Source organism: Pseudomonas sp. ICMP22404 (assembly GCF_006227205.1).
Lineage (GTDB): Bacteria > Pseudomonadota > Gammaproteobacteria > Pseudomonadales > Pseudomonadaceae > Aquipseudomonas.
The window spans coordinates 105,934-131,893 of the sequence record NZ_VCNG01000001.1; the positions used below are offsets into that span (position 1 = coordinate 105,934).

Consider the following 25,960-nt stretch of genomic DNA (forward strand, 5'->3'; position numbering starts at 1 on the left):
CCTCATGAAAAGTAAAACCATCCGCCGCTGGTCCTTCGTCCATACGTGGTCCAGCCTGATCTGCACAGTGTTCCTGCTGATGCTGGCAGTCACCGGGTTGCCGCTGATTTTCCATCACGAGATCGAACACCTGCTGGGCGATGCTCCGGAGTTTCGGGACATGCCCGCCGATACGCCGCGGCTTGACCTCCAGCAACTGGTGGAAAAGGCCAAGGCCCATCGCCCAGGTGAAGTGGTGCAGTATTTTGGCTGGGACGAGGACGAGCCCAACGGCGTCGTCACCATCATGGCCCCGACACCGGGTACCGAACCCAATGCCTCCCATACTTTCATGCTCGACGCCCGTACCGGCGAGGCCCTGGAGACACCTGCGGCCAATGGCGGCTTCATGATGGTCATGCGGCGCCTGCACGTGGACATGTATGCCGGACTGCCTGGCAAATTATTGCTGGCATCGATGGGACTGCTGTTCGTGGTCGCCATCGTTTCCGGCGTGGTCCTGTACTTGCCGTTCATGCGGCGCCTGAAGTTCGCCACGGTGCGCCAGGACAAGTCCCCGCGTCTGCGCTGGCTCGACCTGCATAACCTGATCGGCGTGGTCACGCTGGTCTGGGCATTGACGGTTGGAGTCACCGGCGTAATCGCCGCCTGCGCCGACCTGATCATCGCGGCGTGGCGCAACGACAGTCTCAGTGCCATGGTCGAGCCCTACCGCAACGCGGCGCCACTGGAGCAACTGGCGCCGGCCACCCGCCTGCTGGACATCGCCAGGAACGTCGCACCCGGCATGGAGCCGAGCTTCATTGCTTTCCCCGGCACCTTGTTTTCCAGCGCACACCACTATGGCGTGTTCATGAAGGGCAGTACCCACCTGACCGCCCATCTGCTGACACCGGTACTCATCGACGCCAGCACTCTGGACGTCACCGCCGTGGCCGAACGACCGTGGTACATGGACCTGATGAGCCTGTCCCTGCCGCTGCACTTCGGCGACTACGGCGGCAGGCCGATGCAGATCTTCTGGGCGGCCCTGGACGTGCTAACGATCATCGTCCTCGGCAGCGGCGTTTACCTCTGGGTGGTGCGGCGTAGAACGAACCTGCGCGTGGCTGCCGATAGGGAGGCCGTCTCGTGAAGCCCCGGCAGTCAAGTGTCTGGAAAGTGTTCGGCATGCCCGCAGCCATTGGCGCCCTTTGCGCAGCTGGGCTATTCAGCGCCTTGCTCGGCGATGGTCTGTGGGATGCGGTGAGCTGGCTGGGGCTGGGTATCCCTTCTGTCGTGGCGGTGTGGGGACTGGTCCCGCGCCGCTGAGTCACCAAGGCGCTCTAACCGATTGAGCCCCCTCCACAGACCAGTCATACGATGACACCATCCTCGGGCGCCCTGAAACTCGCCCAATCGCTGACATATTTGTTGACAAATTATTCCTTGCACTCCTATAAAGGCTAATGTTGTACGACAACCTACAACAGCGACACCAACTCCAAAAATAATCGATGGTGAAGTGATGAAGATTAAAGGCATCCGCTGGTGGATGGTCGGCCTGGTCACGGCCGGCCTGATGGTCAACTACCTGGCGCGCAATACCCTCTCGGTGGCCGCTCCGACCCTGATGAGCGAGATGAATATCTCCACCGAGCAGTACTCCCATATCGTCGTCGCCTGGCAAATCTGCTATGCGCTGATGCAGCCGGTGGCCGGTTACATCATCGATGCCATTGGCACCAAGATGGGCTTCGCCATTTTCGCCTTCGCCTGGTCTATCGCCTGCGCCGCCGCAGCAATGGCCTCGGGCTGGCAAGGCCTGGCATTTTTCCGTGGCTTGCTTGGCCTGACAGAAGCGGCCGGGCTGCCCGCCGCCGTCAAGGCATCGACCGAATGGTTCCCCGCCAAGGAGCGCTCGGTCGCCATCGGCTGGTTCAACATCGGCTCGTCGATCGGTGCTGTCCTCGCGCCGCCGCTGGTGGTCTGGGCAATCCTGAACAGTGGGTGGGAACTGGCATTCCTGATCGTCGGTGGCCTGGGCATCGTCTGGACGTTTCTCTGGCTGGTCCTCTATAAGCACCCCCGTGACCAGAAGCGCTTGAGCGACACCGAGCGCGATTACATCATCAGCGGCCAGGAAGCCCACTTCCAGGAGCAGAATCCGAAGAAAGGCAACTGGAAAAAGATCATCGCCAGCCGCAACTTCTACGCCATCGCCAGCGCCCGGATCCTCTCCGAGCCGGCCTGGCAGACCTTCAACGCCTGGATCCCGCTGTATCTGATGACCGAGCGGCACATGAACATCAAGGAGATCGCGATGTTCGCCTGGCTGCCGTTCCTGGCCGCCGACCTGGGTTGCGTGCTGGGCGGTTACCTGAGCCCGTTCTTTCACAAATACTGCAAGGTGTCGCTGTTCACCTCCCGCAAGATGGTCTTGCTGTTCGGCGCGTCCTGCATGGTTGGCCCGGCCTGCATCGGCCTGGTGGACAGTCCGTACACCGCAATCGCCCTGCTGTGCATTGGTGGCTTTGCCCACCAGACCCTGTCGGGTGCGTTGTATGCCATCACGTCCGACTCGTTCGGCAAGAATGAAGTCGCCACCGCCACCGGCATGGGCGGCATGTTCGGTTACCTGGGCGCCGCGGCCTTCACGCTGTTGTTTGGCGTGATGGTGACAAAAATCGGCTATAGCCCGCTGTTCGTGCTGCTGGCGATTTTTGACGTGATTGCTGCGTTCATCGTCTGGACCGTCGCCCGGGAACTCAAGCAACAACCGGCAACGCCAGCCCCGTTGGAGCCGCAGGCCCTTCAACCGGCCGTGTGATCCGAGGCACAGACCGGGCCGCAGGGCTCGGTCACCCTTGCCTTGCGCATTGATGATCGCGCTATGCTGCGCGACATCCTTCCCTGATCGAGACGCTGCCATGTCCGTTCCCAGCATGACGCTGTTCCACAACCCCGCCTCGCCCTTCGTTCGCAAGGTCCTGGTGCTGCTGCACGAAACCGGCCAGCAGGACCGCGTGGCGTTACAGCTCAGCCAGCTCACGCCCGTCAAACCGGACCAGAAACTCATCGATGACAACCCGTTGAGCAAGATCCCGGCCCTGCGCCTGGCCAACGGCAGTGTGATCCACGACAGCCGCGTCATCCTCGATTACCTCGATCACCAGCACGTCGGCAACCCACTGATCCCCCGTGACGGCGCGGCCCGCTGGCGGCGCCTGACCCTGGCCTCCCTGGCTGACGGGATCATGGATGCGGCGGTGATGGTCCGCTATGAAACCGCCCTGCGGCCGGCGGAAAAGCACTGGGACGAATGGCTCGACGCCCAACGGGACAAGATTCGCCGCGCCTTGGGCATGCTCGAAGCCGAAGCGATTGCCGAACTGGCCAGCCATTTCGACGTGGCGTCCATCAGCGTCGCCTGCGCCTTGGGTTACCTGGACCTGCGCCATCCCGACCTGGAATGGCGCAAGACCCATCCGCAGCTGGCGGCGTGGTTTGCCGAGGTGAGCTTGCGGCCTTCAATGGTCGCTACCGTGCCCAGGATCTAGATCTTTCTCCAAATGTGACGACCTCATCGCGAGCAGGCTCGCTCTCACAAAGGACAGCCCCGGACCTGTGGGAGCGAGCCTGCTCGCGATAGAGGCCCACCGGATCCAACGGAAACAACTCAGATACAAGCGCCACGAGCACTTCCCTCACCCGCCGATCTTCGCGCAACCCCAGCGACCGGCTCATTTCACCTCTCCCAGATCGAAGGTCATGGCAGGCGCCGGTTTCGATCCGACCCCGTACCAATCCAGTTTACGGGTCAGCACCATGAACACACCCAACAGCCCGAACAGCAACAGCGAGCCCATCAACAGTGCGTAGTCTTCGGCACTCAACAAGCCGTAGAGCAAGGCATACAGCGCCGCCAACCCCGCCGAGAAGCCCAGGCCATGGTTCACGCTGCGCAGCACATGGCAGACGTAGAACCCGATCAACAGTACACAGGCACTGGCCGACACCAGGTACGCCGGGGCAAAGCCGATGTGTTCCGACAGAGACAACAGCAGCAGGTAGAAGAATGCCAGCGCCACGCCCACCAGGGCATATTGGACCGGGTGCACCGCCAGGCTCTTGAGCACTTCGAAAAGGAAGAAGCCGGCGAAGGTCAGGGCGATGAACAGCAACGCATATTTGATCGCACGATCGCTCTTGAGGTACTGGTCCACCGGGTCGATGAAGCTCACGCCGAAGGCACGGCTGCGGAACGTCTCACAGCTCTCGCCCGACACGCAGTTCTGCAACGCTTCTTCAAGGTTGGTCGAGAAGAACGAGGTCTGCCAGTCGGCGCTGAAGCCCTTCTCGTTGATGTCGCGGCTGACGGGCAAGTAGTTGCCGATGAAGCTCGGGTGCGGCCAGTCGGCGGTCAAGTGCACTTTGCTGGTCTTGCCCACCGGCAGGATCTGCAACTCGCCGGTGCCTTGCAGGCTCAGGTCGAAACCGAAAGTCAGTTCGGCGTTGTTCTGGGCGTTGACCATCGGCAGCGGCACATGCACCCCCTGCCCCACCCAGCCGACCCGCGAGCCGGGCAGGAAGTCCACCGTCTGCTGGTTGAGTTTCAGAGTCAGCGCATTCTCGATACCCCGGATGTCGCTGATGCCCACGGTCAGGTACGGTTCGTCGAAGCGGTAATCGGCCATATCCTTGGCGGCCAAGCCATAGCGCTCAGGCACCTTGAAGCGTCCATCGATCCGGTTGTCGGCGTGGAACAACCGCGCCTCGTAGATTCCCCGGGCACGGGTTTCGGTCCGAACCTGGCCGTCGAGTTCGAACTGCTCCGGCAGGAAATACAACTCACCGCTCTGCTCAACGGTTTCCAAGAAGCGGACACCGGTTTTTTCGTTGGTATTCCAGACCCGCACGTCCTTGCGAAACGGCACCACGATCATCGGCCCGATGAGCTGCTGGCTGTGGCTGGAGCTGCTGGCGATCTCCTGCAACACACCGTCGCGCAGGGACTGGCGCTCGTCGATGAGGCCGTTGATCATCAACAGCGGAATCATCAGCAAGAGAATCAATAGGGCGATCATGCCCAGTTTTATGGCGAGGCTGCGGTTCATGTGGGGCTCTCCCTGTTCGAATGGGGAGAGTCTGGCGGCGCTGTGTGGGCTGTTTATGTAGGCAATGTGGAGATTGTGTGGAGACTAGAGAACCTGTGGGAGCGAGCCTGCTCGCGAAAGCGGTGTGTCATTGAGGATGATGTCGACGGGTTCACCGCATTCGCGAGCAGGCTCGCTCCCACAAAGGCTATGCGCCGAATCTCAGGGCAACCGCAGCACCACTTCCACCCCGCCCTCGACATTGCCGATAGCGAATTCGCCTCCATGCAGCTGCACCACTTCCTCCACGAAATTGAGCCCCAGGCCGGTGCTCTTGCGGCCGGTGTCCGGGCGCGGCAGGGAATAGAAGCGCTCGCTCAGGCGCGGCAGGGCGTAGTCGGGAATCGGCTCGGCCTGGTTGAACAGGCGGATCTCGACACGATTGCCGCTGCGCGCGGCACTGACGCGCAACACGCCTTCGGCGGGGGTGAAATCCAAGGCATTGTCCAGCAGGTTGCCCAAGGCCTGGCGCAACAGAAACGCTTCGCCGGTCAGCGTCAGGTCGGCGGCGATGTGCCGCTCGACCCGCAGTTGCCGGCGTTCGATCCAACCGCTACGGGCCTCCAGCAGTTCATCCAGCAGCGCCGCCAGCGGCACCGCGACCTGTTCTTCCAGGCCCTGGCGCTGCTCGACCTGGGCCAGGTTGAGCAACCGTTCGATCAGCTGTTGCATGCGCACGCTTTCACTGTCGATGTTGCTGACAAAGCGCTGGTGCTGCGCGGCGGGCATGTCGCTCTGCAACAGCTCGGCGGCGCCGCGAATCGCCGCCAGCGGGCTCTTGAGTTCGTGCGTCAGGGTGTGCACGTAGCGCTCGACGTAGGCCTTGCCTTCGAGCTGCGTACGCATGTGCTCCAGGGCGTGCGCCAGTTGCTCGAACTCGCCGCCGCGATAATGCGGCACTTCCACTCGCTGCCCTTGGCTGACGGCTTGGGCATAGGCGGTCAAGCGGCGTAGCGCCGAGCTGAGCCACCACGACAGCAACGCCCCCAGCACCAGGCCGAGGCCGATCAAGCCGACACCATAGAGCAGTAGTCGCCGTTCCGTGCGGTCGATATAGGGCTGTAGCGAGCTATTGGGCTTGGCCACCGTGACCACGCCGATGATCCGGCCGTTATCGCGGATCGGCGCACCGACGTGCATCACCGAAGAGCTCGGGTCATCCGCGACGCTGCGGCTCGAGCGGGCACCGTACTGGCCACGCAGGGTCAGGTAGACATCGTTCCAGTTCGAGTAGTCCTGGCCCACCGCCACGCCGCTGGAGTCGAGTACCACGATGCCCTTGGCATCCGTGACGTAGATGCGATGGCTGACCTGGTTCTTCGGTAAGCCCCAGATCGTCGCCGCCGGTTGACGCTCGCCGTAGGCCTTGAGCAGCTGCGGCCAACGATTCTGGTTGAGCGTCCCAGCCTTGAAATCATCCCGCAGGATCTCGGCCATCAGGTTGGCCGTGTCCACCAGGGTTTCCTCGGTGGACTGACGAACGCCGGGACGGATCTGCTCGATCACCGTGCCGAGCACGAAATACCCGGTCAAGCCGATGAACAGCACATAGACCAGAAAGATGCGGATTCCCAACGGCATCAGCTATGCCCCGGGCTGTAGCTATAGCCGAGGCCACGATGGGTCTGGATCGGTTCGGCCTCGGCCCTGACCAGGCGCAACTTGGCGCGCACGCTCTTGATGTGGCTGTCGATGCTGCGCTCGTAGCCGGCATCGCTGGCCACGCCCAGGGCGTCGAGCAGTTGTTCGCGACTGAATACCCGTTCGGGCTGCTCCAGCAGACAGTTCAGCAGGCGGAATTCGTGGCGAGTGAGGTTCAGCGGTTTACCGCGATAATTGATTTGCACGCGATCGCTGTCCACCTGGAACAACGCCGCGCCCAGTTCCCCGGCCGGTCGTGGCACTGGCGCTGGCGCTACCCGCTTGAGGATCGCCCGGACCCTGGCGGCCACTTCGCGAGGGCTGAAGGGTTTGACCACGTAATCATCGGCACCGATCTCCAGACCCACGATCCGGTCGATCTCACCATCCCGGGCTGTCAGAAAAATGACCGGAACGTCGCTGAAACGTCTGAGATTTTTGCAAGTCTCGAAACCACTGATATCCGGCAGCCCCACGTCGAGGATGATCAGGTCCGCGGGGGTGCTTTTCTGGTGTTCGAGCGCGGCGGCCCCAAGGCTCAGCCAAGTGGTCTCGAAGCCCTCCCCTTGCAGGGCGAACACCAGCGTATCGGCGATGGCGGCTTCGTCTTCGACAATCAGAATATGAGGCATGTCTTGCGAGCCCGACAGTAAAGTTGCCGGAACGGTGCCCCAAGCCTTGGGGCACGTCAATCGGGGAAATCAGCAGTCGGGCTTGTCCGCCGTGAAACGTCGGGCCGGGTTCACCGCCGCACCGAATTCGCGCAGGGCCTTGGCGCCGATCAATAGCGGGTAATTGAAACTGCTGCGGTCGGTCAGGTTGACCTCGACGGTACGCTTGACGTTACCCAGGCACAGCTCCAGGTCCACGACCGGGCGTTTGGTGGGGGCGATCTTTTCATCGTCGTCCTCATCCTCCTCGGAACGGGTCTTGATCTTGCTGATGCGTGCGATCTTGTGCTCGTAGACCTTGTTGCTCGCGTCCTTGGTCGCCAGGCGGAAGCGCACCCAGTCATCACCGTCGCGGGTAAACGTTTCAATGTCCTTGGCCGACAGCGAGGCGGTCAGGGCCCCGGTGTCCATCTTGGCCTTGAGCACCTCACCGCCGATTTCCGGCAGCGCGATGTATTCGTAACGTCCATAGAGGGTCGGTTCGGCGGCCAGCACGGGAAGGGCCACCAGGGAAAGCAGGGCGAAAATGGATTTCATGCAATAGGGCTCCGTGTGGGTGGCTTTTTAGACCGTGAGCGGCGGATTCGTTCGGTTGCTCCAGAAAGGCAACCAGCATATCGCTCAAAAGGTGAAACATTCGTCCACCACAATTTGGCCTGCCGCCCGAAGCTGCTTATCATGGCCCGCCCACCCGCTTGCAAGAGTCATTTATGCGCCGCCTGCTCACCGGCTGTTTCGTCACCCTGCTGCTGTTGCTCAATACCCTGGTGCTGTTCGGGCCGTTGATGGTGTTCGCGCTGCTCAAGCTGATCCTGCCCGGACGCCTTCGCGACTATGCCTCGTGGGGGGTGATGTGGATCGCCGAAACCTGGGCCGAGATCGACAAACTGATCTTCGCCCTGTGCATCCCCACCCGTTGGGACATTCGCGGCGGCGAAGGCTTGCGTGGCGATACGTCTTACCTGGTCATCAGCAATCACCAATCCTGGGTGGATATTCCCGCCCTCGTCCAGACCCTCAACCGGCGCACGCCGTTCTTCAAGTTTTTCCTCAAGAAGGAGCTGATCTGGGTGCCGTTCCTGGGATTGGCCTGGTGGGCGCTGGATTATCCGTTCATGAAGCGCTACACCAAGGCTTTCCTGGCAAAGAACCCGGAACTGGCCGGCAAGGACCTGGAAATCACTCGGGCGGCCTGCGAGCTGTTCAAGCGCCAGCCCGTCACCGTGGTGAACTACCTCGAAGGGACACGCTTTACCGCCGCAAAAAGCCAGCAGCAGCAATCCCCCTTTACCCACTTGCTCAAGCCCAAGGCCGGTGGCGTGGCGTTCGTGCTGGCGGCCATGGGCGAACAACTGGACGCGATACTGGATGTCACCGTGGTGTACCCGCAGGAGCGGATTCCGGGGTTCTGGGATTTGATCAACGGTTCCGTGCCGAGGGTCATCATCGACATCCAGACTCGTCCGCTGGATCCTGCACTGTGGCAAGGCGATTACGAAAACGATCCGGTGTTTCGCCAGTACGTCCAGAACTGGGTCAACCAGCTCTGGACCGAAAAGGACCGGCGCATCGTCGCCTTGCTTGACGAACGCCGCTGATCAGAGACCGGCGCCGGAGCCCCAGATGCCGCCGAGGTTCTGCAGCAAGGAGCTGGCCACGCCCTGCTGGCCGAGGTACTGGAGGATCACCGGGGCAAACTGGCCGATCATGCCGCTGTCCATGCCCAACGCACTGAAGGCGTTGTTCAAGTCATTGGTGTCCTTGACGTTGCCCAGCAGGCCATCGAGCAGGGCATTCTTCTGCGAACCGCCACCGAGCAGGCCGCCCAGGCCATTGAGCCCGCCAATGGCGCTGTTGCCGGCGATCTGGTCCAGGCCCGGCACACTTTGGCTCAACTCGGAAAACTGCGGTTCGCTGAGACGATTCTTCGCCAACCCCAACATCGCACCGGCACCGCCGACGGCCTGTTCCGGTGTGATCTTCAATTCCGAACCCAACGTGTTGAGCAGCCCGGCGGCCTCGGGCGCGGCGGCCACGGCGCCCTTCCCCTGCTCACCCTGACCGCCCTGCATGGCCGCCACCGCATTGGCCGCATCACTGAGGCTGAACTGCGCGAAGGCTGGACTGGCCGCCAGCGAGAGCAGGCAAGACAGTGCAAAACCGCGTGAAACCTTCATTGCGAACGTCCTCTTGAGCCAAAAAAAACCGCCCGAGATGAGGGCGGCACAAAATCGTGGGTTGGACTGAGGGCAGTAGGGATTGTTCCCCGGCCACATTCCGACCGTCTTCGGACCAAGCTACAAACGTCCCTCAAACGTCCCCCGCATAGAGGACGACTATCACCGAAAGTGCTATGAAGGCTGCGAGCTAATTCTACATAGGCATAAAAAACTGTCAGGATTGACAGTAGCTCGATCGGCTCCAATGGGGACCATGTTCAATGTGAACCAATGGAGCCTGGACATGAAAAATACTCTGACGGGATGCACGTGGTTACTTCTATTGTTTATCAACCATGTTAAGGCCGGTGAAATAACCTGTCCTGCGATTGCGGAGGTTCGTGAACACCTGAAACTCTCGGATGTTAAGTCCATAGAAGTACAGGATGATCGGGAGTGGGCAGATCAGGGCGCTATTAAAATGGTCGATCCCGCATCCATGAAACTCAACGGTGCCGAGTTTGCTCTCCACGACATTGACGTTCCACAAACACCGGGAAGAGCAACCCTCACTTGCGCATATGCGTCCGTAAATCTGGCCCTCCAGTATCTTCAAGTACAGCCGCCTTTTTCAGAGTGGACGAACCGGCGCTGCGAAAATCTTGCCCTTCAGGTGTGCAATCTCATCAATGCTGACGACTTCAACCTGAGTTTCTGATTGATTTATCGTTCATCCGCCGCTGGCAGATGACCCGGAGTCAATAGATACCGTACAGTGCGCCTCCCCCTGAAGAGTTTGCCCATGGACGTAAAAATTGGTGGCGCCACCCTCGCGGTCATCCTGGCGGGCATGCTGATTGCGCTGGGTGTCAACGAATGCCAGCGAGGACCGCTGAATCCGGAAGTTGCCGATGGCGTCAGCGAAGAGCAGAAGACCTGGCTGACCATCGAGCACCGCATCAAGCGCTCCGACCCGTCTCTGACCGCGGTCACCCGCGACCAGCAAACGCTTACCGTGACCTATCGCCCGGACGCCGACGGGACCGACGAGGGTTGGGTGCCGCGCCTGCTACGCGTTGTCGGCCATGGCCTCGCCGCGCTCAATAACGCCCCAGGAGGGAAGCAGTACCCTCAGGTAACGGTCAAGGCCCGGCTCCTTGCCGACGACGACGTTGAACTGGTCTACGACATGCGGGGGTTCGACGCGATCAAGACCCAAAGGGACGGCTACACCACCTTCGCCAGCCTGCCCCGCAGCCTCACATTCGACAGGAATGCGCTGGCCCAGGCCCAGAATGAATGTCGGGACACGAATGTCTGGGGTTTCTACCCCGACTTCTGCGAGCGGGTCAAAACAGCAACGGTAACCCAGCCCTGAGTGGGGTTATCCTTGCCCGACGGGGAATGGAACGGACAACTTCTGGGTATATAAACAAGCGAGACTATTTCTTATCGGCCTTGAGTGCTGTCAGCTCTGACAGTAGTCGAGGACCTGCCTGTCGATGAACATCCAGACTGTCATCAAGTCACGGAGTACATCGAATGTGCAAAATAATGTTCGCCGGTATGTTTTCGCTCGTGGCTTTGCCTGGCCTTGCTCACGCTGCGAATATCGCATCATGTCCTCAGCCGAACACCATAGATTCTTTTACAGCCTCCTCCAGTAATCCACCTCCAAATAACGAAGGTTTCAGATACAAAGCGACCGACCCAAGCGGAGGCGCTTGGGTGGGAGAACAATTTCAATCAGCTTCAGACAACTTCTTGAAACACAACCCCAAGGCAATCTCCATTAGCGCCACGGGAGACAGCTGTAGCTATAGGGGGGATCCTCAGGAAGATAATCAAGGCAATGAGCTCTATAAGCGAGAGTTCACCCTGACCAAAGACAAAAAATGAGCCGCTGGGCCTAATGTCTGTCAGTTAAGGATCAAACGGCGCAACGCCTGTGGGAGTAAAGCTTGCTCGCGATAGCGATGGACCCGTCAACATTGTTGCTGACTGACGTACCGCAATCGTCGGATCGCCGCCCGGAGCAAGCTTTGCTCCCACGGGTTTGTGGCTTAACTGACTGGCATTAGCCGCCGGGCCCCAATAAAAAGGGCGACATCACTGTCGCCCTTTTTCCGTCTTGCTTCCAACCTTACGCCGCGCTGAACAGCTTGTGCGGATCGATCACGAATTTCTTCGGCACGCCAGCGTCGAACTCGCCGTAGCCTTTCGGCGCGTCGTCCAGGCTGATGACCTGTACGCCGACGATTTCCGCGATGTTGATGCGGTCCCACATGATCGCCTGCATCAGCGCGCGGTTGTACTTCATCACCGGGGTCTGACCGGTGTGGAAGCTGTGGGACTTGGCCCAGCCGAGGCCGAAGCGGATGCTCAGGGCACCGATCTTGGCGGCGGCATCGACCGCGCCCGGATCTTCGGTGACGTACAGGCCAGGGATACCGATCTTGCCGGCGACACGGGTCACTTGCATCAACGAGTTGAGCACGGTGGCCGGGGCTTCGTGCTTGACGCCGTCATGACCATGACCACGGGCTTCGAAGCCTACGCAATCAACGGCACAATCGACTTCAGGTTCGCCCAACAACGCGGCGATTTGCTCGTGCAATGGCGTGTCGGTGGACAGGTCGACAACTTCAAAGCCCTGCGCCTTGGCATGAGCCAGGCGGATGGAGTTGACGTCGCCGACGATCACCACCGCTGCACCGAGCAGACGAGCAGAAGCCGCAGCCGCCAGGCCGACCGGACCGGCACCCGCGATATACACGGTGCTGCCAGGACCAACGCCGGCAGTCACTGCGCCGTGGTAACCGGTAGGCAGGATGTCGGACAGGCAGGTCAGGTCACGGATTTTCTCCATGGCCTTGTCACGGTCCGGCAGTTTCAGCAGGTTGAAGTCGGCATACGGCACCAGCACGTATTCGGCCTGGCCGCCGGTCCAATCACCCATGTCCACGTAACCGTAGGCACCGCCGGCACGGGCCGGGTTGACGGTCAGGCAGACGCCGGTGTGCTGTTCCTTGCAGGAACGGCAACGACCGCACGCAACGTTGAACGGTACCGACACCAGATCACCTATCTTCAGGTTCTCGACGTCGCTGCCTTTCTCGATCACTTCACCGGTGATCTCGTGACCCAGGACCAGGCCGGTCTGGGCGGTGGTACGGCCGCGCACCATGTGCTGGTCGGAGCCGCAGATGTTGGTGGAGACCACGCGCAGGATGACGCCGTGTTCGATCTTCCTGCCACGCGGGTCCTGCATTTTTGGATAGTCGATTTTCTGGACTTCGACCTTGCCGTTGCCGAGATACACGACACCACGATTACCGGACATGCTTTCACCTCGCTGTTGTTTTTATGAAACCGCGTTGCCCAGGCAGGCAGCGCGTTGATTGCTCGGGTTAGTGCTTGTGTCTTTGTTTCTGTGCTGTATGGGAGCGCCTCATCGCGAGCAGGCTCGCTACCACAATGGATACACAATCTCCCGTGGGAGCGAGCCTGCTCGCGATGGCGCCCGTCAGAGCACCACCGTACGATTGGCGTTCAGGAAAACTCGTCTTTCAATGTGATACCCCACGGCCCGGGCCAATGTGAGCCCTTCGATATCCCGCCCCTTGGCGATCAGGTCCTCGGGATAATGACTGTGGTCCACGACCTCCACGCCTTGGGCGATGATCGGGCCCTCGTCCAGGTCGTTGTTGATGTAGTGCGCCGTGGCGCCGACCAGTTTCACGCCCTTGTTGTAGGCCTGGTGATACGGTTTGGCGCCCTTGAAACCCGGCAGCAGGGAGTGGTGGATATTGATCGCCTTGCCGTCGAGCTTGCGACACAGCTCCGGCGACAGCACCTGCATGTAGCGGGCGAGGATCACCAGTTCGGCACCGGTGTCTTCAATCACCTGCCACACCTGCCGTTCCTGGGCCGGCTTGTCGTTCGGGTCCAGGGGGAAATGGTAGTAGGGAATCTGGTGCCAGTCGGCCAGCGGCTTGAGATCCGGGTGATTGGACACCACCGCGACCACGTCCATGGACAACTGGCCGATGCGCTGGCGGTAGAGCAAGTCGTTGAGGCAGTGATCGGCCTTGGACACCATGATCACCACTTTCGGCCGGTAGTTGGGCGGCGTCAGTTCGAACACCATGCCAAAGGCTTCGGCGCGCTCGGCCAGGCCGGCACGGAAATCCTGCTCGTCGAAACCATCGGGTTGGCGAAACTCCACACGAATGAAGAAACGCCCCGAAAGCCGGTCATCGAAGGAGTGGTGCTCGGTGACGTAGCAGCCCTGCTCGAACAGAAAGCGGGTCACCGCGTCCACCGTGCCGAGCACGCTGGGGCAGTCGGCAGTCAAAATCCATGTGTCTGGGGCGCGGCTCATTGCGGTGACTCCTGTTGATTGTGAACAACTGCTGCTATGGCAGGGAGGCCTCTGTGGGAGCAAAGCTTGCTCGCGATAAAGCAACGCAGTCTCGTTGAAACCGAGGTAGCCCGATCGCGAGCAAGCTTTGCTCCCACAGATTGACCGCCAAGGCCAAAAATCAGGCCTGCACGCTCAAACCATACTCAGCCGACGCATCCTGCAGCCACAGCCACCAGTAATCGGAGAAGCTGCGGCGGATCAGAAGTTCCCAGGTGTCTTCGGCGGTGTGGCGGATCACCAGTTGCGACTTGGCGAACACCGTGCCCACGGCCTTGCCCACCGGGAAGTTGCTTGGGTGTACATCGTAGCTGGTGGATTTCATCAGCACGTCGCGCACGTTCGGGCCGGACAGTTCGAGAATCTGCTGGCCGCCGCTGACGTTGACGATCTGGATGTGCAGGTCGCCCAGGGCTTCACGCAGTTTCTGCTCGGCGGCGAACTCCTCACCGGTCGGCACGACCAGCAACCATTCATCCGGCCCCATCCATTGCAGGCTGGTCTCGCCCTTGACGATAACGCTCAACGCGCCCGGCAATTCGATGCCGAGAGCCTTGTGCACGCCCGCGGCGAATGCCGCATCGTGACCATCGCCACGGATGGTCAGGTGACCCAGGAGTTTTTTCTCGCGCACGGTCACGCCGGCGTTCTTGCGACCCTTGCCCACCAGGCTGGCGAGGTCGGCATGATGCAGCGACGACTCGGCTTTGGCCCCGGTGGTTGGGCGTTGTTGGTAAACATTGGCTGCTGTCATATAGCACCTGTCTCTTGAATTGATCGTTCCCACGCTCTGCGTGGGAATGCCGCCATGGACGCGCTGCGTCCGCTTTGGGGCGCGGAGCGCCCCGGGATGCATTCCCACGCGGAGCGTGGGAACGATCAGGTATCAAATATTCTGCCGATCGCCCTTCGGATCGAAGAACACCGACGAAACGATCTCTGCCTCGATCACGCTGCCATCAGCCTGCGGCGAGAAGACCCGCTCACCGATACGCTTCAAGCCCCCCTTGACCACACCCATCGCGAACGAATAGCCCAGGGAGTTGTGCGCATAGCTGGAGGTCACGTGACCCACCATGGTCATCGGGATCGACTGCTTGGGGTTGAAGACCAACTGTGCGCCTTCCGGCAGCCAGACATTCGGGTCGATCGGCTTGAGGCCCACCAGTTGCTTGCGGTTCTCACGCACGCAATCTTCACGGTTCATGCCACGCCAGCCGATCCACGAGAACGGCTTGGTACGGCCTACGCACCAGCCCATGTTCAGGTCGTCCGGGGTCATCGAGCCGTCGGTGTCCTGGCCGACGATGATGAAGCCCTTCTCGGCCCGCAGTACGTGCATGGTTTCAGTGCCGTACGGGGTCAGGTTGTACTTCTTGCCGGCCTCGACGATCTTCTCGAGCACACCCATGGCGTAGTCGGCCTGCACGTTGACTTCGTACGACAGCTCGCCGGTGAACGAGATCCGGAACACCCGCGCCGGCACGCCACCCACCAGGCCTTCTTTCCAGGTCATGAACGGGAAGCCGTCACGATCCAGGTCGATGTCGGTGACTTCGCTCAACAGCTTGCGGCTGTTGGGCCCCGACAGGGTCATGGTTGCCCAGTGGTCGGTGACCGAGGTGAAGTACACCTTCAGGTCCGGCCATTCGGTCTGCTGGTAGATCTCCAGCCATTGCAGCACACGAGCCGCACCGCCAGTGGTGGTGGTCATGATGAAATGGTTGTCAGCGACGCAGGCGGTCACGCCGTCGTCGAACACCATGCCGTCTTCCTTGCACATCAGGCCGTAGCGAGCCTTGCCCACGTCGAGCTTGGTCCAGGCGTTGGTGTAGATGCGGTTGAGGAACTCACGGGCATCCGGACCCTGGATGTCGATCTTGCCCAGGGTCGAGGCGTCCAGCAGGCCGACGCTGTCGCGCACAGCCTTGCATTCGCGCTTGACCGCGGCATGCATATCTTCGCCGTTCCTTGGGAAGTACCAAGGGCGCTTCCACTGGCCAACGTCTTCGAATTCAGCGCCGTTCTTCACATGCCAGGCATGCAGCGCAGTGAAGCGAACCGGTTCGAAGATGTGCCCGCAGTGCCGGCCGGCCACCGCGCCGAATGTCACCGGCGTGTAGTTCGGACGGAACATGGTGGTGCCCATCTGTGGGATGCTCACGTTCAGCGAACGGGCCGCGATGGCCAGGCCGTTGACGTTGCCCAGCTTGCCCTGGTCGGTACCGAAGCCCAGTGCGGTGTAGCGCTTGACGTGCTCCACCGACTCGAAGCCTTCGCGGGTGGCGAGCTCGATGGCGGCGGCGGTGACGTCGTTCTGCAGGTCGACGAACTGCTTTGGCGCCCGTGCGGTCCCTTTTTCGTGCGGCACCTGGAACAGCGCCAGGGTAGGCTCTTCGTGGCGGCTCAGGGCTTTAGGCAAAACGCCTTCCACGGTCTTGAAGCCGGCTTCGCTGGCCGCGCGCGCGCCGCCCTCGAAACCATCGGCCAGGGTATCGCCGAGGCTGTAGACGCCATTCACGCCGCCGACGCATACACGTTTCTGCGGTGCTTCGCCCGGTACGAAACCGAGGATGTCTTCACGCCAGATCGGCTTGCCGCCCAGGTGCGAAGCCAGGTGGACCACCGGGCTGTAGCCGCCGGAGCTGGCGACCAGGTCGCAGTCCAGCCATTCGCCGGGGCTGGTGACTTTTTGTCCGCGAACGTCGATCGCGGCGACGCGAGCAGCAGTCACGCGCTTGCTGCCACGGGCCTCGATCACGGCGCTGCCGGTGAGGATGCGGATGCCTTTGGCGCGTGCTTCTTCCACCAGCGCACCACGTGGGTTGCTGCGGGCATCGGCGACGGCGACGACTTGCAGGCCGGCGTCGAACCAGTCCAGCGCAACGCGATAGGCGTGGTCGTTGTTGGTGGACAGCACCAGCTTCTTGCCCGGTGCCACGCCGTAGCGACGCACATAGGTAGAGACTGCACCGGCCAGCATGTTGCCCGGCACGTCGTTGTTGCCGTAGACCAGCGGACGCTCGCAAGCACCGGTGGCCAGCACCACGCGCTTGGCGCGGACGCGGTTGATACGCTGACGCACCTGGCCGATCGGCGCGCGGTCACCGAGGTGATCGGTGAGGCGTTCGTGGATGGTCAGGAAGTTGTGGTCGTGATAACCGTTCACCGTGGCGCGAGGCAACAGCAACACTTCCGGCATCGAGCGCAGCTCAGCCACCACCGCCGCGACCCACTCGGTCGCCGGCTTGCCGTCCAGGCTTTCGCGGGAATCGAGCAGGCTGCCACCGAACTCTTCCTGCTCGTCAGCCACGATCACCCGCGCACCGCTGCGACCGGCGGCCAAGGCCGCGGCCAGGCCGGCAGGGCCGGCACCGACGATCAGCACGTCGCAGTGACGGTTCATGTAGTCGTAGGTATCCGGATCGTTCTCGGTCGGCGAGCGACCCAGGCCGGCGGCCTTGCGGATGTACTTTTCGTAAGTCATCCAGAACGATTGCGGGTACATGAAGGTTTTGTAGTAGAAGCCCGGCGGCATCAGCTTGCCGCCGACCTTGCCGAGAATGCCCATCATGTCGTTGTTCACGCTCGGCCAACCGTTGGTGCTGGTGGCGACCAGGCCCTGGTACAGCGCCTGTTGCGTGGCACGCACGTTAGGAATCTGCGTGGCTTCGGTGGCGCCGATCTGCAGCACCGCGTTCGGCTCTTCCGCACCGGCGGCGAAGATGCCCCGTGGACGGGAATACTTGAAGCTGCGGCCGATGATGTCGACGCCGTTGGCCAGCAATGCAGCGGCCAGGGAGTCGCCTTCGAAGCCCTTGTAAGTCTGGCCGTTGAAAGTGAAGCTCAGCACTTTGTTGCGGTCGATCCGTCCGCCGTTGGACAGGCGATTGATCTGGCTCATACCTTCTCTCCCAGAGCCTGTGCGGCCGCTTTCGGACTGTCAGCCTTGTCGGTGAATTGCGGCTTTTGGCCGATCTTGTAGGTTTCCAGGATTTCGTAGGTCACGGTGTCGCGGGTCGCGTTGAAGTACTGGCGGCAACCGGCAGCGTGGATCCACAACTCATGGTGCAAACCGCGAGGGTTGTCGCGGAAGAACATGTAGTCGCCCCACTCCTCGTCGGTGCAGCTGTTCGGGTCCAGTGGACGCGGGATGTGCGCCTGGCCGGACGAATGGAATTCCTCTTCGGAGCGCAGTTCGCCGCAGTGAGGACAGAAGATGTGCAACATAGGGAATTTCTCCTGTTAGTGGGCGACGGCAGCAGCGCCGTGTTCGTCGATCAATGCACCGTTGTGGAAACGGTCGATGGAAAACGGTGCGGCCAGTGGGTGCATTTCACCCTTGGCCAGGCTGGCGGCAAACACGTTGCCCGAGCCCGGAGTGGCCTTGAAGCCACCGGTACCCCAACCGCAGTTGAAGAACATGTTCGGCACCGGCGTCTTGGAGATGATCGGGCAGGCGTCCGGCGTGGTGTCGACGATGCCGCCCCACTGACGGTTCATGCGCACCCGCGAGAGCACCGGGAACATCTCGACGATGGCCTGGATGGTGTGCTCGATCACCGGGTACGAACCGCGCTGGCCGTAGCCGACCCAGCCGTCGATACCGGCACCGATCACCAGGTCGCCCTTGTCGGACTGGCTGATGTAGCCGTGCACGGCGTTGGACATGATCACGCTGTCGATGATCGGCTTGATCGGCTCGGACACCAACGCTTGCAACGGGTGGGATTCGACCGGCAGGCGGAAGCCGGCCAGCTTGGCCATGTGCCCCGAGTTACCGGCGGTCACCACGCCGACGCGCTTGGCGCCGATAAAGCCCTTGTTGGTTTCCACACCGATGCACACGCCGTTTTCCTTGCGGAAACCGATCACTTCGGTCTGCTGGATCAGGTCCACGCCGAGGGCGTCCGCGGCACGGGCAAAGCCCCAGGCCACGGCATCGTGACGGGCCACGCCGCCGCGACGCTGAACGGTAGCGCCCAATACCGGGTAGCGGGTGTTCTTCGAGCAGTCCAGGTACGGAATCTCGTCGGCCACTTGCTTGGCGTTGAGCAGCTCGCCATCCACACCGTTGAGGCGGTTGGCGTTGACCCGACGCTCGGAGTCACGGATGTCCTGCAGGGTGTGGCACAGGTTGTACACACCGCGCTGGGAGAACATCACGTTGTAGTTCAAGTCCTGGGACAGACCTTCCCAGAGTTTCATCGCGTGTTCGTACAGGTGGGCCGATTCGTCCCACAGGTAGTTGGAGCGCACGATGGTGGTGTTGCGCGCGGTGTTACCACCGCCCAGCCAGCCTTTCTCGACCACGGCCACGTTGGTGATGCCGTGCTCCTTGGCCAGGTAGTAGGCGGTCGCCAGACCATGCCCGCCACCGCCGACGATAACCACGTCGTAGACCTTTTTCGGCGTCGGCGTACGCCACATCCGCTGCCAGTTTTCGTGATGGCTGAGAGAGTGCTTGAAGAGGCCGAAGCCCGAATAGCGTTGCATAGTCATTACTCCAAAACCGACTCAGCGATAAACCGGGAAGTCCGCGCACAGGGCTGCCACTTGCTGGGCGACATTGGCCTCGACATCGGCGTCGCCGAGGTTGTCGAGGATGTCGCAGATCCAGCCGGCCAGCGTCACGCACTGGGAAACCTTGAAGCCGCGCGTGGTCACCGCCGGGGTACCGATGCGCAGGCCCGAAGTCACGAATGGCGACTGCGGATCGTTCGGCACGGCGTTCTTGTTGACGGTGATGTGAGCGCGACCCAGGGCGGCATCGGCGTCCTTGCCGGTCAAGCCCTGACGGATCAGGCTGACCAGGAACAGGTGGTTATCGGTGCCGCCGGACACTACATCGTAGCCGCGCTTGATGAACACGCCAGCCATGGCCTGGGCGTTTTCGATCACTTGCTGCTGGTAGGCCTTGAAGCCAGGCTCCAGCGCCTCCTTGAAGCACACCGCCTTACCGGCGATCACGTGCATCAGCGGGCCGCCCTGGGCGCCCGGGAATACCGCGGCGTTGAGCTTCTTCTCGATCTCTTCGTTGGACTTGGCCAGGATCAGGCCGCCACGCGGACCACGCAGGGTCTTGTGGGTGGTGGTGGTGACCACGTCGGCGTAAGGCAGTGGGTTCGGGTACAGACCGGCGGCAACCAGGCCAGCGACGTGAGCCATGTCGACGAACAGCAGAGCACCGACCTTGTCGGCGATCTGGCGGAAGCGTGGGAAGTCCAGGGTCTTGGAATAGGCCGAGAAACCGGCAACGATCATTTTCGGCTTGTGCTCGACCGCCAGGCGCTCGACTTCGTCGTAGTCGATCAAGCCGGTGGTGGTGTCGATGCCGTACTGCACGGCGTTGTAGAGCTTGCCCGAGGACGACACTTTGGCGCCATGGGTCAGGTGACCGCCGTGGGCCAGGCTCATGCCCAGGATGGTGTCGCCGGCTTGCAGCAGGGCCAGGTACACGGCGCTGTTGGCCGAGGAACCGGAGTGCGGCTGGACGTTGGCGTAATCGGCGCCGAACAGTTGCTTGGCGCGTTCGATGGCCAGGGCTTCGACCTTGTCGACGTGCTCGCAGCCACCGTAGTAGCGCTTGCCTGGATAGCCTTCGGCGTATTTGTTGGTCAGGCCGCTGCCCTGGGCCTGCATGACACGCTTGCTGGTGTAGTTCTCTGACGCGATCAGTTCGATGTGATCTTCCTGGCGTTGCTCTTCGGCGTTCATCGCCGCCAGCAGTGCATCATCGTAACCTTGGATCTGGTCTTGCTTGCTGAACATCGCGTCTCTCCCAGCGGCGTCGGTACGCCTTTTTGTCTTGGTGAGGCACCGCCCGTTCGACAGTGCCCTTTGGATGCGATGGTATGGCTGGCGCAGGCAGGCCAAATGCCTATGGACGCCACGCAAAGGCGCGTTTACGACATGCACTTGCAGAGTTGAAGGTGTGGATAGAACAAAGCTGTGGGAGCGAGGCTTGCCCGCGATGAAAACAACGCGGTCGCTCGGCTAACCAGGCGCCTGGTCGCGGGCAAGCCTTGCTCCCACAACTGTTCCACGGGCGTTACTGGATGACCTGGCGAACCGCGAGCAATACCAGGAAGTGTCCGGGATACAAGGCATACGCCCAACGCCGCATCGCCGGCGGATGAAAACGACCCGCCCGTCGCAAAAGCAACAGCCCGAGTCCTGGCGCAAACAGGCAAGCCAGCATGCCCCACACCGCCACCCCACTCCCCAGCCATGCGGCGCCATAAAGCACCCGCCACTGATTGGCCGCCAGGCACACCAGCCCTGGTAACCATGCGAAGTACCAGGGCCGACGAAACACCACCAACATCGCCAAGGGCAGCAGCACGCCGAAGAAACCGAACATCAGGTGTGAAGCGCACAGTGCCGCCAGCAGCAATGCCCCCAACGCCAGGCACCGGGCCTCCCATTGCGATGCCTGCCAACCACGCGCCACCAACAGCCCCAGGATCAGTGTCGGCAATACATTCAACGTAGAGGGGTCGGGGATGAACAATCGATAAGGTATTTCACTGATCGCGCTGAACAGTAACAGCCAGCCCAGATAACGCCACGGCATGAAACCGGCCCCGTCCCGCGCCAGGTTCGCCGCCATCGCCAGGCAGAACCCGGGAAATGCCAGGCGTCCCGGCACGTAGAGCCAATCGGCGGAAAAACCGACATATCGCAGATGATCGAGCACCATCGCCAACAAAGCCAGCCACTTGAGCAGGTCCAACGCCCCGTCGCGCCGACTCATGTAAAGCGCGATCCACTGAAGTTGAGATTTCCTGACAGAAACATCCGGTGTGTTCCCTCGCTAATCTTGGGTAAAGTGCGCACCAACATCGACCACGGCGCCGTTGATCAAACACGCCGAACCATGAAGCTCCCCACCCGGGAATTTCTGCCAGGGATCTTTACCCAGGACCTCTACTTCAGGAGCAAGGCCATGACCGACAAGAGTCAACAGTTCGCCAGCGACAACTATTCCGGCATTTGCCCCGAAGCCTGGGCGGCCATGGAAGAAGCCAACCAGGGCCACCAGCGCGCCTACGGCGACGACGAATGGACCCACCGGGCGGCCGACGATTTCCGCGCCCTGTTCGAAACCGACTGCGAAGTGTTCTTCGCGTTCAACGGCACCGCGGCCAACTCCCTGGCACTGTCCTCGTTGTGCCAGAGTTACCACAGCGTGATCTGCTCGGAAACCGCCCACGTCGAAACCGACGAATGCGGCGCACCGGAGTTCTTTTCCAACGGCTCCAAACTGCTGGTGGCCCGCACTGAAAACGGCAAGCTGACGCCTGACTCGATCCGCGAAATCGCCCTCAAGCGCCAGGACATCCACTACCCCAAGCCCCGGGTCGTGACCCTGACCCAGGCGACGGAAGTCGGTAGCGTCTATACACCGGACGAAATCCGCGCCATCAGCACCACCTGCAAGGAACTGGGGCTGAACCTGCACATGGACGGCGCGCGCTTTTCCAATGCCTGCGCCTTCCTCGGCTGCTCACCGGCAGACCTGACCTGGAAGGTGGGCGTGGACGTGTTGTGCTTCGGCGGCACGAAAAACGGCATGGCGGTGGGTGAAGCCATCCTGTTCTTCAACCACGACCTGGCGGTGGACTTCGACTATCGCTGCAAACAGGCCGGGCAACTGGCATCGAAAATGCGCTTCCTCTCCGCCCCCTGGGTCGGCCTCCTGCAAAACGACGCCTGGCTCAAGCATGCCCGCCACGCCAACCACTGCGCCCAACTGCTGGCGCAACTGGTGAGCGATATCCCTGGTGTGGAACTGATGTTCCCGGTCCAGGCCAACGGCGTGTTCCTGCAACTCTCGGAACCCGCCATCGCTGCCCTCACCGCCCGCGGCTGGCGCTTCTACACCTTCATCGGCAAGGGCGGCGCACGGTTCATGTGTTCTTGGGATACCGAAGAGGCGCGGGTAAGGGAATTGGCGGCGGATATTCGGGAAGTGATGAGCGCCTGAAGCCAGGCTACTGATCGTTCCCACGCAGAACGTGGGAACGATCAGCAGGAAGGCTGTCGACATCACACCGATCGTTCCCACGCTCTGCGTGGGAATGCCTCCACGGACGCTCCGCGTTCGGCGCCTGCAAACGAACAGACTATTCTCACCTGCCACGTACCCTTTTCGCCTATCACGCCATGAATCGGCAACTGCAACATGACCATTCCACGCGCTACAGGAATGCACCCATGGGCCGGAGCCGCTACGTCATCACCGAACCTGACAAACCGCACTTTCACACCTGCACGCTCATGGAGTGGCTGCCGCTGTTTGTACGGCCCTACCTCGTCGATCACCTGCTCGATTGCTGGCGTTATCAGCAAGCCCACCAGAACCTGCAACTGCTGGGTTATGTCGTTCTGGAGAATCATCTGCATTTCGTCGCCCAGGCACCGAACCTGAACAAGTGCTTGCGCCAGTTCAAATCATTTACGGCACGCCAGATTATTGATGACCTGCAGAGCAAAGGCGCAGAGCGAGCGTTGCAACGCTTGAGGTTCAGCAAGCGGGCACATAAGCAAGACCGGGGGTATCAGCTTTGGCAGGAAGGCTCACATGCGGAGCAGATTCATAGCGAAACAGTCATGCGGCAAAAGCTGGATTACATCCACTTCAACCCGGTGAAGCGTGGGTATGTGGAATTACCGGAACATTGGCGGTATTCCAGTGCGCGCAATTATGCGGGGATGGAAGGCTTGATCGAGATTCAACGATGGTAACGTGCAGACGGCTGGGGAGCTGGGACGCCGAGCGTCCCTGGCGGCATTCCCACGCAGAGCGTGGGAACGATCAGCAGGAATGCTGTCGACATCACACCGATCGTTCCCACGCTCTGCGTGGGAACGCCTCCTCGGACGCTCCGCGTTCGGCGCCTGAAAACGAACTGCTCTCACCTGCCACGCACTCTTTTCGCCTATCAACATTGGCGATTTTCCAATGCGCAATTACGCGGATGGAAGGCTTGATCGGATTCAACGACGGTAGCGTGCAGACGACCGGGGAGCTGGGACGCGAAGCGTCCCTGGCGCCATTCCCACGCAGAGCGTGGGAACGATCAGCAGGAAGGCCGCCGACACCACACCGATCGTTCCCACGCTCTGCGTGGGAACGCCTCCACGGACGCTCCGCGTTCGGCGCCTGAAAACGAAGTGCTCTCACCTGCCACGCACTCTTTTCGCCTATCAACATTGGCGATATTCCAATGCGCAATTACGCGGGATGGAAGGCTTGATCGGATTCAACGACGGTAGCGTGCAGACGACCGCGGAGCTGGGACGCGAAGCGTCCCTGGCGGCATTCCCACGCAGAGCGTGGGAACGATCAGCAGGAAGGCCGCCGACACCACACCGATCGTTCCCACGCTCTGCGTGGGAACGCCTCCACGGACGCTCCGCGTTCGGCGCCTGAAAACGAACGGCTCTCACCTGCCACGCACTCTTTTCGCCTATCAACATTGGCGATATTCCAATGCGCAATTACGCGGATAGAAGGCTTGATCGGATTCAACGACGGTAGCGTGCAGACGACCGGGGAGCTGGGACGCGGAGCGTCCCTGGCGGCATTCCCACGCAGAGCGTGGGAACGATCAGCAGGAAGACCTGGATGTTCCGGATCAGAACTCGATCCGCACATCTCCCTTCGGCACGCTGCAGCACGACAGGATGTAGCCTTCGGCTTCGTCGTCCTCGGTGATCCCGCCGTTGTGATCCATCTCCACTTCCCCACCCAGCTTCAACACCTTGCAGGTGCCACAGATGCCCATGCCGCAGGCCTTGGGGATCATCATGCCGAGCTTGGCTGCGGCGGCGTGGACGGTTTCGCCCGGTGCCACGCGGATGCTCTTGCCGGAGGAGGTGAATTCCACCAGGTGCAGGTCCGCCGCATCGACCTCAGGGGCGTCGGCGGCTTGCTCGGCCTGCTCCACCGCGTCGGCACGGGCTTCCGGTGGCGTGGCACCGAAGGATTCCTCGTGGTAACGCTTCATGTCGAAACCGGCGGCTTCCAGCAGGCGCTTGACCGCGTTCATGTACGGCGTCGGGCCGCAGCAGAACACTTCGCGCTCCATGAAGTCTGGCGCCATCAGCTCCAGCATCTTGTGGTTCAGGTAGCCGCGATAGCCGGCCCAGGGTTCGCCCAGGCCATGTTTTTCACAGATCAGGTGCAGGCTGAAGTTGTCGATCCGCGACGCCATGTGCTCCAGCTCGCGGTGATAGATGATGTCTTTGGGCGAACGGGCGCTGTGGATGAACACCATGTCGACGTTGCCGTTGGTATCGTAGTACCAGCGCGCCATGGACATGACCGGGGTGATGCCGACGCCGCCGCTGAGGTAGAGCACCTTCGGGCTGGAGAAGTCGATGGCATTGAACAGCCCTACCGGCCCGTGCACCGCCAGTTCCTGACCTTCGTGCAGGGTGTCGTGCAGCCAATTGGAGACCTTGCCCCCTGGCACACGCTTGATGGTCACCGAAAAGCTGTAGGGAACCGACGGCGAGCTGGAAATGGTGTAGGAGCGCATGATCTGCTGGCCTTCGATTTCCAGCTCCAGGGTGACGAACTGCCCGGGCTTGAAAAAGAACATGATCGGCTGGTCAGCCATGAAGCAGAATGTGCGCACATCCCAGGTTTCCTGGATGACTTTGACGCAACGTACGATATGTCGGCCATTGGCCCAGGTCTGGGTGGTGACCGGGTTCAGGAAATTATTGGACATGTTGATCTCCACGGCCGACTGCCGGCCTTCATGGTGGCGATTGTGCGCAGGCGCCAGAACGGCCATTTACCTATCTGCGACATTCACATACTTATCGCGACCAGCCCCTAACTACCGGCTCTGGCGCGTCGGGAACAGATTGGGCCATGTCGCCCATGGATAAGGTTCCAGCCTGGCGCGGCCCCAC

Annotated in this window: 23 protein-coding genes; 9 read left to right on the forward strand and 14 right to left on the reverse strand. The window is 61.3% G+C overall.

The window, feature by feature from the left end:
• Positions 1-4: 4 nt before the first annotated feature.
• The 4 genes from FGE05_RS00465 to FGE05_RS00480 all read left to right on the forward strand — a co-directional run bounded on the left by FGE05_RS00465 (position 5) and on the right by FGE05_RS00480 (position 3,539).
• Entirely contained in the window at positions 5-1,135 is a 1,131-nt protein-coding gene (locus FGE05_RS00465) for a PepSY domain-containing protein (protein ID WP_024779429.1), read from the forward strand.
• A complete protein-coding gene (locus FGE05_RS00470; RefSeq protein WP_139640684.1) occupies positions 1,132-1,311 on the forward strand; it encodes a hypothetical protein in 180 nt (59 codons plus the stop codon). Before FGE05_RS00465 ends, FGE05_RS00470 begins: the two co-directional genes overlap by 4 nt.
• 196 nt (positions 1,312-1,507) lie before the next feature.
• The gene (locus tag FGE05_RS00475; protein WP_139640686.1) at positions 1,508-2,809 is read left to right on the forward strand and encodes an MFS transporter; all 1,302 of its coding nucleotides are present in this window, start codon (positions 1,508-1,510) and stop codon (positions 2,807-2,809) included.
• 100 nt (positions 2,810-2,909) lie between these two features.
• Positions 2,910-3,539, forward strand: a complete 630-nt coding sequence (locus FGE05_RS00480; protein ID WP_053190510.1) for a glutathione S-transferase — start codon at positions 2,910-2,912, stop codon at positions 3,537-3,539.
• Positions 3,540-3,722: 183 nt separating this feature from the next.
• Here FGE05_RS00480 and creD read toward each other — a convergent pair whose 3' ends face one another.
• The 4 genes from creD to FGE05_RS00505 all read right to left on the reverse strand — a co-directional run bounded on the left by creD (position 3,723) and on the right by FGE05_RS00505 (position 7,984).
• A complete protein-coding gene (gene creD, locus FGE05_RS00490) occupies positions 3,723-5,096 on the reverse strand; it encodes a cell envelope integrity protein CreD (protein WP_139640690.1) in 1,374 nt (457 codons plus the stop codon).
• A 201-nt stretch (positions 5,097-5,297) separates the two neighbouring features.
• Positions 5,298-6,716, reverse strand: a complete 1,419-nt coding sequence (gene creC, locus FGE05_RS00495; RefSeq protein WP_139640693.1) for a two-component system sensor histidine kinase CreC — start codon at positions 6,714-6,716, stop codon at positions 5,298-5,300.
• On the reverse strand, positions 6,716-7,408 hold the full coding sequence (creB, locus tag FGE05_RS00500; RefSeq protein ID WP_139640695.1) for a two-component system response regulator CreB: 693 nt from the start codon (positions 7,406-7,408) through the stop codon (positions 6,716-6,718). The genes creC and creB overlap by 1 nt, the downstream gene beginning before the upstream one ends.
• Positions 7,409-7,477: 69 nt before the next feature.
• Positions 7,478-7,984 carry an ATP-dependent zinc protease gene (locus FGE05_RS00505; protein ID WP_139640697.1) on the reverse strand — a complete coding sequence of 169 codons (507 nt, stop codon included), beginning with the start codon at positions 7,982-7,984 and terminating at the stop codon, positions 7,478-7,480.
• 173 nt (positions 7,985-8,157) lie between these two features.
• On the opposite strand from FGE05_RS00505, the gene FGE05_RS00510 reads away from it, so the two are divergent.
• Entirely contained in the window at positions 8,158-9,045 is an 888-nt protein-coding gene (locus FGE05_RS00510; RefSeq protein WP_139640699.1) for an acyltransferase, read from the forward strand.
• Here the strand turns inward: FGE05_RS00510 and FGE05_RS00515 are convergent, their stop codons facing one another.
• Positions 9,046-9,624: a DUF2780 domain-containing protein gene (locus FGE05_RS00515; protein ID WP_139640701.1), complete on the reverse strand. Its 579-nt coding sequence runs from the start codon at positions 9,622-9,624 to the stop codon at positions 9,046-9,048. It abuts the gene before it with no gap.
• 286 nt (positions 9,625-9,910) lie between these two features.
• Here FGE05_RS00515 and FGE05_RS00520 point away from each other — a divergent pair, with 286 nt between their 5' ends.
• Positions 9,911-10,324: a hypothetical protein gene (locus tag FGE05_RS00520; protein WP_024779439.1), complete on the forward strand. Its 414-nt coding sequence runs from the start codon at positions 9,911-9,913 to the stop codon at positions 10,322-10,324.
• A gap of 84 nt (positions 10,325-10,408) precedes the next feature.
• A complete protein-coding gene (locus tag FGE05_RS00525; RefSeq protein ID WP_139640703.1) occupies positions 10,409-10,984 on the forward strand; it encodes a hypothetical protein in 576 nt (191 codons plus the stop codon).
• Positions 10,985-11,749: 765 nt separating this feature from the next.
• Here FGE05_RS00525 and fdhA read toward each other — a convergent pair.
• From fdhA to FGE05_RS00565, 8 genes are all read right to left on the reverse strand, one after another.
• On the reverse strand, positions 11,750-12,949 hold the full coding sequence (gene fdhA, locus FGE05_RS00530) for a formaldehyde dehydrogenase, glutathione-independent (protein WP_041022259.1): 1,200 nt from the start codon (positions 12,947-12,949) through the stop codon (positions 11,750-11,752).
• Between the two features lie 183 nt (positions 12,950-13,132).
• Positions 13,133-13,990: a formyltetrahydrofolate deformylase gene (gene purU / locus FGE05_RS00535; RefSeq protein ID WP_047702346.1), complete on the reverse strand. Its 858-nt coding sequence runs from the start codon at positions 13,988-13,990 to the stop codon at positions 13,133-13,135.
• A gap of 160 nt (positions 13,991-14,150) precedes the next feature.
• The gene (locus FGE05_RS00540; RefSeq protein WP_041022257.1) at positions 14,151-14,783 is read right to left on the reverse strand and encodes a sarcosine oxidase subunit gamma; all 633 of its coding nucleotides are present in this window, start codon (positions 14,781-14,783) and stop codon (positions 14,151-14,153) included.
• A gap of 132 nt (positions 14,784-14,915) precedes the next feature.
• A complete protein-coding gene (locus FGE05_RS00545; RefSeq protein WP_139640705.1) occupies positions 14,916-17,933 on the reverse strand; it encodes a sarcosine oxidase subunit alpha in 3,018 nt (1,005 codons plus the stop codon).
• Positions 17,930-18,259 carry a sarcosine oxidase subunit delta gene (locus FGE05_RS00550; RefSeq protein ID WP_024779445.1) on the reverse strand — a complete coding sequence of 110 codons (330 nt, stop codon included), beginning with the start codon at positions 18,257-18,259 and terminating at the stop codon, positions 17,930-17,932. Before FGE05_RS00550 ends, FGE05_RS00545 begins: the two co-directional genes overlap by 4 nt.
• 15 nt (positions 18,260-18,274) lie before the next feature.
• Positions 18,275-19,525: a sarcosine oxidase subunit beta family protein gene (locus tag FGE05_RS00555; protein ID WP_024779446.1), complete on the reverse strand. Its 1,251-nt coding sequence runs from the start codon at positions 19,523-19,525 to the stop codon at positions 18,275-18,277.
• A gap of 21 nt (positions 19,526-19,546) precedes the next feature.
• The gene (gene glyA, locus FGE05_RS00560) at positions 19,547-20,800 is read right to left on the reverse strand and encodes a serine hydroxymethyltransferase (protein ID WP_024779447.1); all 1,254 of its coding nucleotides are present in this window, start codon (positions 20,798-20,800) and stop codon (positions 19,547-19,549) included.
• 280 nt (positions 20,801-21,080) lie between these two features.
• Complete coding sequence (locus tag FGE05_RS00565; protein ID WP_139640707.1) at positions 21,081-21,785, reverse strand: TraX family protein; 705 nt, start codon at positions 21,783-21,785, stop codon at positions 21,081-21,083.
• A gap of 192 nt (positions 21,786-21,977) precedes the next feature.
• On the opposite strand from FGE05_RS00565, the gene FGE05_RS00570 reads away from it, so the two are divergent.
• Both FGE05_RS00570 and FGE05_RS00575 read left to right on the forward strand, forming a co-directional pair.
• Positions 21,978-23,018 (forward strand): low specificity L-threonine aldolase, encoded by a 1,041-nt coding sequence (locus FGE05_RS00570; RefSeq protein WP_139640710.1) that lies wholly within the window; start codon positions 21,978-21,980, stop codon positions 23,016-23,018.
• A 230-nt stretch (positions 23,019-23,248) separates the two neighbouring features.
• The gene (locus FGE05_RS00575) at positions 23,249-23,779 is read left to right on the forward strand and encodes a transposase (protein WP_139640712.1); all 531 of its coding nucleotides are present in this window, start codon (positions 23,249-23,251) and stop codon (positions 23,777-23,779) included.
• 893 nt (positions 23,780-24,672) lie between these two features.
• On the opposite strand, the gene gbcB is transcribed toward FGE05_RS00575, so the two are convergent.
• Entirely contained in the window at positions 24,673-25,773 is a 1,101-nt protein-coding gene (gene gbcB, locus FGE05_RS00580; RefSeq protein ID WP_139640714.1) for a glycine-betaine demethylase subunit GbcB, read from the reverse strand.
• Positions 25,774-25,960 lie beyond the last annotated feature (187 nt).

Bases quoted from the DNA above. Each gene is read 5' to 3' on its own strand.
- FGE05_RS00465 (WP_024779429.1), top strand. From the start codon at position 5: ATGAAAAGTAAAACCATCCGCCGCTGGTCCTTCGTCCATACGTGGTCC.
- FGE05_RS00475 (WP_139640686.1), top strand. From the start codon at position 1,508: ATGAAGATTAAAGGCATCCGCTGGTGGATGGTCGGCCTGGTCACGGCC.
- FGE05_RS00480 (WP_053190510.1), top strand. From the start codon at position 2,910: ATGTCCGTTCCCAGCATGACGCTGTTCCACAACCCCGCCTCGCCCTTC.
- creD (WP_139640690.1), bottom strand. From the start codon at position 5,096: ATGAACCGCAGCCTCGCCATAAAACTGGGCATGATCGCCCTATTGATT.
- creC (WP_139640693.1), bottom strand. From the start codon at position 6,716: ATGCCGTTGGGAATCCGCATCTTTCTGGTCTATGTGCTGTTCATCGGC.
- creB (WP_139640695.1), bottom strand. From the start codon at position 7,408: ATGCCTCATATTCTGATTGTCGAAGACGAAGCCGCCATCGCCGATACG.
- FGE05_RS00505 (WP_139640697.1), bottom strand. From the start codon at position 7,984: ATGAAATCCATTTTCGCCCTGCTTTCCCTGGTGGCCCTTCCCGTGCTG.
- FGE05_RS00510 (WP_139640699.1), top strand. From the start codon at position 8,158: ATGCGCCGCCTGCTCACCGGCTGTTTCGTCACCCTGCTGCTGTTGCTC.
- FGE05_RS00515 (WP_139640701.1), bottom strand. From the start codon at position 9,624: ATGAAGGTTTCACGCGGTTTTGCACTGTCTTGCCTGCTCTCGCTGGCG.
- FGE05_RS00520 (WP_024779439.1), top strand. From the start codon at position 9,911: ATGAAAAATACTCTGACGGGATGCACGTGGTTACTTCTATTGTTTATC.
- FGE05_RS00525 (WP_139640703.1), top strand. From the start codon at position 10,409: ATGGACGTAAAAATTGGTGGCGCCACCCTCGCGGTCATCCTGGCGGGC.
- fdhA (WP_041022259.1), bottom strand. From the start codon at position 12,949: ATGTCCGGTAATCGTGGTGTCGTGTATCTCGGCAACGGCAAGGTCGAA.
- purU (WP_047702346.1), bottom strand. From the start codon at position 13,990: ATGAGCCGCGCCCCAGACACATGGATTTTGACTGCCGACTGCCCCAGC.
- FGE05_RS00540 (WP_041022257.1), bottom strand. From the start codon at position 14,783: ATGACAGCAGCCAATGTTTACCAACAACGCCCAACCACCGGGGCCAAA.
- FGE05_RS00545 (WP_139640705.1), bottom strand. From the start codon at position 17,933: ATGAGCCAGATCAATCGCCTGTCCAACGGCGGACGGATCGACCGCAAC.
- FGE05_RS00550 (WP_024779445.1), bottom strand. From the start codon at position 18,259: ATGTTGCACATCTTCTGTCCTCACTGCGGCGAACTGCGCTCCGAAGAG.
- FGE05_RS00555 (WP_024779446.1), bottom strand. From the start codon at position 19,525: ATGCAACGCTATTCGGGCTTCGGCCTCTTCAAGCACTCTCTCAGCCAT.
- glyA (WP_024779447.1), bottom strand. From the start codon at position 20,800: ATGTTCAGCAAGCAAGACCAGATCCAAGGTTACGATGATGCACTGCTG.
- FGE05_RS00565 (WP_139640707.1), bottom strand. From the start codon at position 21,785: ATGAGTCGGCGCGACGGGGCGTTGGACCTGCTCAAGTGGCTGGCTTTG.
- FGE05_RS00570 (WP_139640710.1), top strand. From the start codon at position 21,978: ATGACCGACAAGAGTCAACAGTTCGCCAGCGACAACTATTCCGGCATT.
- FGE05_RS00575 (WP_139640712.1), top strand. From the start codon at position 23,249: ATGGGCCGGAGCCGCTACGTCATCACCGAACCTGACAAACCGCACTTT.
- gbcB (WP_139640714.1), bottom strand. From the start codon at position 25,773: ATGTCCAATAATTTCCTGAACCCGGTCACCACCCAGACCTGGGCCAAT.